The following is a 5,329-nucleotide window of genomic DNA, read 5'->3' on the forward strand; positions in this document are numbered from 1 at the left end:
CACCCCGCCAGCCCCGCGCCGGCCGCCTCGTCCTGCTCCGCCAGCCGCGCCCGCCAGTAGCTCGCCTCGGCCAGGCGAGCGATCGCGGCGCGGTCCTGCTCATCCGCCGTCATCGCCCGCCCCGCTCCAGCCATCGCGCCAGGTGCAGCGTCGCGCGCATCACCTCCTTCTCGACGGTGCTCTGGCTGAGCCCGTGGAGTTGCGCGATCTCCCGCTGCTTCATGTTCTCCAGGCGAAACAGCACGTACATGTCCCGGGTTCGTTCGGGGAGCGAGTTGAGGGCGCGGACCACCCGGTCCACCTCGTCCTTGGCTAATAAGACGCGTTCGGGGTGGCGATCCTCAACCAGTTCCGCGACGAGATCGGCGACCGGCCCCGCATGGACATCGGACAGCAGCGTGGCGCCGCGCACGCCCTCCCGCCGGGCGCGGTCGCGCAACAGGTTCAGCGCGACGCGGAACAGATAGCCCCTGATGTCGGCGATGCCGTCGCGGCGCTGCTCGCGCAGCAACCGCGAGAATACTTCCTGGGCCAGATCCTCCGCTTCCCCGGCGTCCGTCACCCGGCGCAGGAAGAAGCTCAGCAGCGGCCGGCGGAACTCCGCATAAAGCGTCTGGACATACACCTGCTCGCTGTCGGGCTTCGTTGCCATCGGGGCGTTCCTTGCGAGCGGAGGATGGCCGCGATCGGCCGGCGATGCAAACGCTGGCGGTATCGCTCTTTCCGCGGGCCGATCGCGTGACGGATCGGTCGACGCCACGCGTCTTAGCTTGCAGGGATGGACGAACCATCCGGCTGGCCGGCGACGAGCATGGGGACGACAGATATGGGACCGGCGACGATGGCGGCGGGAGCGCGGGCGCGGCGCTGGAAGCGGGGCTGGGGGCTCGCCCTGCTGACCGGCGGCGCGCTGGCGGTGACCGGCTGCGGCCCCGGGAGCGCGGGCGGGACGCTGCCCGACTGGGCCCGCGAGATGGCGCACAGCTATCAGCCGAGCTTCGCGACCGGCGAGCTGGGCAAGCTGGGCGTCGCCTGGGAGTTCGACGACTTCGTCGTGCGCGGCCGCACCCATCGCGGGATGGAGGCGACGCCCGTCCTGGTCGACGGCGTGCTCTACGTCACCGGGCCGTGGAGCGTCGTTTACGCGCTCGACGCCAGGACCGGGGCGGAGCGTTGGCGCTACGATCCCCAGGTCGACGGCCATTGGGCACGTCACACCTGCTGCGACGCGGTCAATCGCGGCGTCGCGGTGGCGGACGGCACCGTCTATGTCGGCACGCTCGACGGCTACCTCGCCGCGCTCGACGCCCGGACGGGCAAGCCGCTGTGGAAGGTCGACACGCTGACCGACCGGCGGATGAGCTACGCCATCACCGGCGCGCCGCGCATCGCCGGGCGCAACGTGGTGATCGGCAATGGCGGGGCGGAAATGGGGGCGCGGGGCTATGCCAGCGCCTTTGACCGCAAGACCGGCAAGCTCGCCTGGCGCTTCTGGGCGGTGCCGGGCGATCCCGCCAAGGGCGACGAGACGCCCGAGATCACGGCGGCGCGCAAGACCTGGGACCCGCACTCCGCCTGGGGGTTCGGCGGTGGTGGCACGCCCTGGGACTCGATCGTCTACGATCCGGAGACGAACATCGTCTATATCGGCACCGGCAACGGCATGCCGCACCCCAAATGGCTGCGCAGCCCCGGCGGCGGCGACAATCTGTACCTGTCGTCGATCGTCGCGCTCGACGCCGATACCGGCCGCAAGAAATGGCATTATCAGACGACGCCGGGCGACAGCTGGGACTATACCGCCACGCAGAACATGATCCTGGCGAACCTGACGCTCGACGGTCGCGAGCGCCGGGTGATCATGCAGGCGCCGAAGAACGGCTTCTTCTATGTCCTTGACCGGGTCACCGGCGAGCTGCTGTCCGCCAAGAAATACACCACCGCCACTTGGGCCGATCATGTCGACCTCAAGACCGGCCGGCCGGTGTTCACCGAACAGGGCGACTTCTCGCACGCGGTCAAGCTCGTCTGGCCGTCCGAGTTCGGCGCCCACAACTGGCATCCGATGTCGTACAGCACGCGGACGGGGCTCGTGTATATCCCGGTGCTGGAGGCGCCGATGAACTTCAAGGTGAAGCCGGTGCCCTGGCAGCCCTATACCGTCATCCAGGGATCGGAGGCGGTGTTCACCGACGCCAACTCGCCGACCGCCGCGGGCCAGCCCAGGCCCAAGCTCGACACCGTGCTCACCGCCTGGGACCCGGTGCGGCAGAAGGCGGCGTGGACGTCGAAGCCGCAGCCCTTCTATGGCGGCGGCACGATGACCACCAGCGATGGCCTGGTCTTCGAGGGCGGCGCGGACGGCTATCTGACCGTCTATGACGGCCGCGACGGCACCGTGCTGCGACGGATCGACATCGGCACCGCCGTGATGGCGTCGCCGATGACCTATGAGATCGCCGGCGAGCGCTACCTCGCGATCACCGCCGGGTTCGGCGGCGCGTCGCTTGGCGCCTTTCCGCCCGACGTCGTCGCGGTGCGCCGCGTCAATGCCGAACGGCTGATCGTCTTCAAGCTGGGCGGCGCGGCACCGACGCTGCCGCCGCTGCGGGTCGCCGCCGCGCCAATACCCGCGCCCGCGCAATATCGGGGCACGGCGGCGATGGTGCGTCATGGCGCCGACCTGTTCGCCACCAATTGCTCCAACTGCCATGGCACGCCGGGCAACGTCACCGGCTATCCCGACCTGTGGAACCTGCCGCCGTCGACCCACGCCGCGATCCAGGCGATCGTCCATGACGGCGCGTTGAGCGACGCCGGCATGTCGTCCTTCGCCGACGTGCTGAGCCGGAAGGACATCGACGACATTCACGCCTTCATCAGCACCCCGCCGCGCACGGTGCCCCCGGTCAAGGACCATAGCCAGTGATCGGGCGATCCCGTCCGCGCGGCGGGCGCCACGATCAGGCCATGGCGGGCAACCGATCCAAGTGTTTGTCGAGCGTCAGGGGATAGTCGCGCACGCGCACGCCGGTCGCGTTGTACATGGCGTTCGCGATCGCCGCGCCGACGCCGCACAGGCCGAGCTCGCCGACGCCCTTGGCCTTCATCGGCGACGATTTGTCGTCCGGGTAATCGAGGAACACCACCTCCTGATGGGGAATGTCGGCATGGACCGGCACCTCGTAGCCGGCGAGGTCGTGGTTGACGAACAGCCCGAAGCGCGGGTCGACGGCGAGCTCCTCCATCAGCGCGGCGCCGACCCCCATCGTCATCGCGCCGATCACCTGGCTGCGCGCCGCTTTGGGATTGAGGATGCGGCCCGCGTCGCACACCGCGAGCATCCGGCGGACCCGCGTCACGCCGGTATAGGCATCGACGCCGACCTCGACGAAATGGGCGGCGAAGGTCGATTGCTGCCAGCGCTCGCCCATGTCGGTGGGGTCGAACCCGTCCTCGCCGACAAGGGGGCCGTTCCGGGCCGCGTCCTTGAGAGGGACGCTGCGGCTGTCGGCACTCACCCGGCCGTTGGCGAACTCGACGTCGCCCGGCAGGTCCAGATGCGCCACGACCGCCTCGCGCAGCTTGAGGCATGCCGCATAGAGCCCGGCGGTGGCGTTGTTGGCGCCCCATTGCCCGCCCGAGCCGGCCGATTCGGGGAAGTCGCTGTCCCCCAGCCGCACCGTCACCGCGTCCAGCCGCACGCCCATCATCTCGGCCGCGGTCTGGGCGAGGACAGTGTAGGAGCCGGTGCCGATATCGGTCATGTCGGTCTCTACCGTCAGCCGCCCGTCCCGCTCCAGCCGGATGCGCGCGGCCGATTTCATGAGCTGGTTGTCGCGCACCCCGGCCGCGACGCCCATGCCGACCAGCCACCGGCCGTCGCGCACCCGCGCGGGCGTCGGGCTTCGCGTCGCCCAGCCGAACCGCGCCGCGCCGACGCGCAGGCACTCGACCAAATGCCGCTCCGAGAACGGCCGGCCCGGCTTGGCGGGATCGACCTGCGTGTCGTTACGGACGCGCAGCTCCACCGGGTCCATGCCCAGCGCCTCCGCCAGCTCGTCCATCGCGACCTCCAGCGCCATCAGCCCCGGCGCCTCGCCCGGCGCGCGCATCGCGTTGCCCTCCGGCAGGTCGAGCACCGCCAGCCGCATGAAGGTCTCGCGATGGGGCGCGGCGTAGAGCAGCTTGGTCGGCGACACCGCCGTCTCCGGATCGCCACCGGGCAGATTGCCGCTGGTCGACGAATGCGCGATCGCGGTCAGCCGGCCGTCGCGGGTCGCGCCCAGCCGCACGCGCTGGATCGTGGCCGGGCGATGCGTCGCGTTGTTGATCATCAACGGCCGCTGCATCGCGACCTTGACCGGCCGGCCCGCCGCCTTCGCGCCCAGCGCCGCGCACACCGCGTCGGCGCGCACCCACAGCTTGCCGCCGAAGCCGCCACCGACGAACGGCGAGTCGAGCCGCACATTCTCCGGCTTGATCGACAGGATTTTCGCGAGCGAGCCCTTGCTCCACGCGATCGTCTGGTTGGAGGTCCACACCGTCAGCCTGTCGCCGGCCCAGGCCGCGATCGTCGCGAACGGCTCCATCATCGCGTGGCTCTCGTCCGCCGTCGTGTAGGTCCGGTCGATCGTGACCGGCGCGGCGGCGAACGCGTGTGCGAAGTCGCCCACCCGGTCGATCGCGGGGGCGCCCGAGCCCTCGCCGCTGTCCCCGCCGCTGAGCGGCGCGGCCGGCGCCTCGTGCGCGAGGTCGAACTTGCCGGCGGCGCGCGCATAGTCGACGCGGATCAGTGCCGACGCCGCGCGCGCCTGCTCGAACGTCTCCGCCACCACGATGGCGATCGCTTGGTGATAATGCCGGACCTCGGCGCCGCCGAACAGCGACGCGACGTTGTACAGCCCCGGCGGCAGCGGCTTGGGATGATCGAGCGTCGTCACCACCGCGAGCACGCCGGGCGCGGCCCTGGCCTCGTGCGTGTCCATGCGGGTGATCCGGCCCTTGGCGATCCCGGCGCCCAGGATATAGCCATGGGCCTGGTCGGGCGCGACGTGGTGCCGCTCGGCGGCGTAGGGCGCGGTGCCCGTGGTCTTGAGCGGACCGTCGACGCGGTCGGTGGGGCGGCCGATCAGCTTGAGCTGGTCGATCGGATTGGCGCCGGCGGGCTGGTCGAACTTCATGGCGTCAGCCCTTGGCTTGCGCGAGGACGGCGGCGAGCGCGCGGGTGGCAAGCGGCAGCTTGAAGGCGTTGTCGGCGGTGGGTGTTGCGCCCGCGAACGCGCGCGCGGTCACCGCCGCCGCGCCCCGGGGGAGCAGCGCGTCCGCC

General features: G+C 70.8%; 3 protein-coding genes. 1 reads left to right on the plus strand and 2 read right to left on the minus strand.

The genetic code is table 11. The features are described 5' to 3' along the window. Positions 1 to 109: 109 nt before the first annotated feature. Positions 110 to 652, minus strand: a complete 543-nt coding sequence (locus tag HUU95_RS07565) for an RNA polymerase sigma factor (protein WP_174279559.1) — start codon at positions 650 to 652, stop codon at positions 110 to 112. Positions 653 to 811: 159 nt separating this feature from the next. On the opposite strand from HUU95_RS07565, the gene HUU95_RS07570 reads away from it, so the two are divergent. Further along, entirely contained in the window at positions 812 to 2,929 is a 2,118-nt protein-coding gene (locus HUU95_RS07570) for a PQQ-dependent dehydrogenase, methanol/ethanol family (RefSeq protein WP_254602675.1), read from the plus strand. 34 nt (positions 2,930 to 2,963) lie between these two features. Here HUU95_RS07570 and paoC read toward each other — a convergent pair whose 3' ends face one another. Continuing rightward, a complete protein-coding gene (paoC, locus tag HUU95_RS07575; RefSeq protein WP_174279560.1) occupies positions 2,964 to 5,183 on the minus strand; it encodes an aldehyde oxidoreductase molybdenum-binding subunit PaoC in 2,220 nt (739 codons plus the stop codon). Between the last annotated feature and the right edge of the window lie 146 nt (positions 5,184 to 5,329).

The sequence above is a fragment of the Sphingomonas bacterium genome, assembly GCF_903643065.1.
Taxonomy (GTDB): Bacteria; Pseudomonadota; Alphaproteobacteria; order Sphingomonadales; family Sphingomonadaceae; genus Sphingomonas.

What these genes read in the sequence shown, in the direction of transcription:
- HUU95_RS07570 (WP_254602675.1), top strand. Translation starts at nt 812, where the DNA reads ATGGGGACGACAGATATGGGACCGGCGACGATGGCGGCGGGAGCGCGG.
- paoC (WP_174279560.1), bottom strand. Translation starts at nt 5,183, where the DNA reads ATGAAGTTCGACCAGCCCGCCGGCGCCAATCCGATCGACCAGCTCAAG.
- HUU95_RS07565 (WP_174279559.1), bottom strand. Translation starts at nt 652, where the DNA reads ATGGCAACGAAGCCCGACAGCGAGCAGGTGTATGTCCAGACGCTTTAT.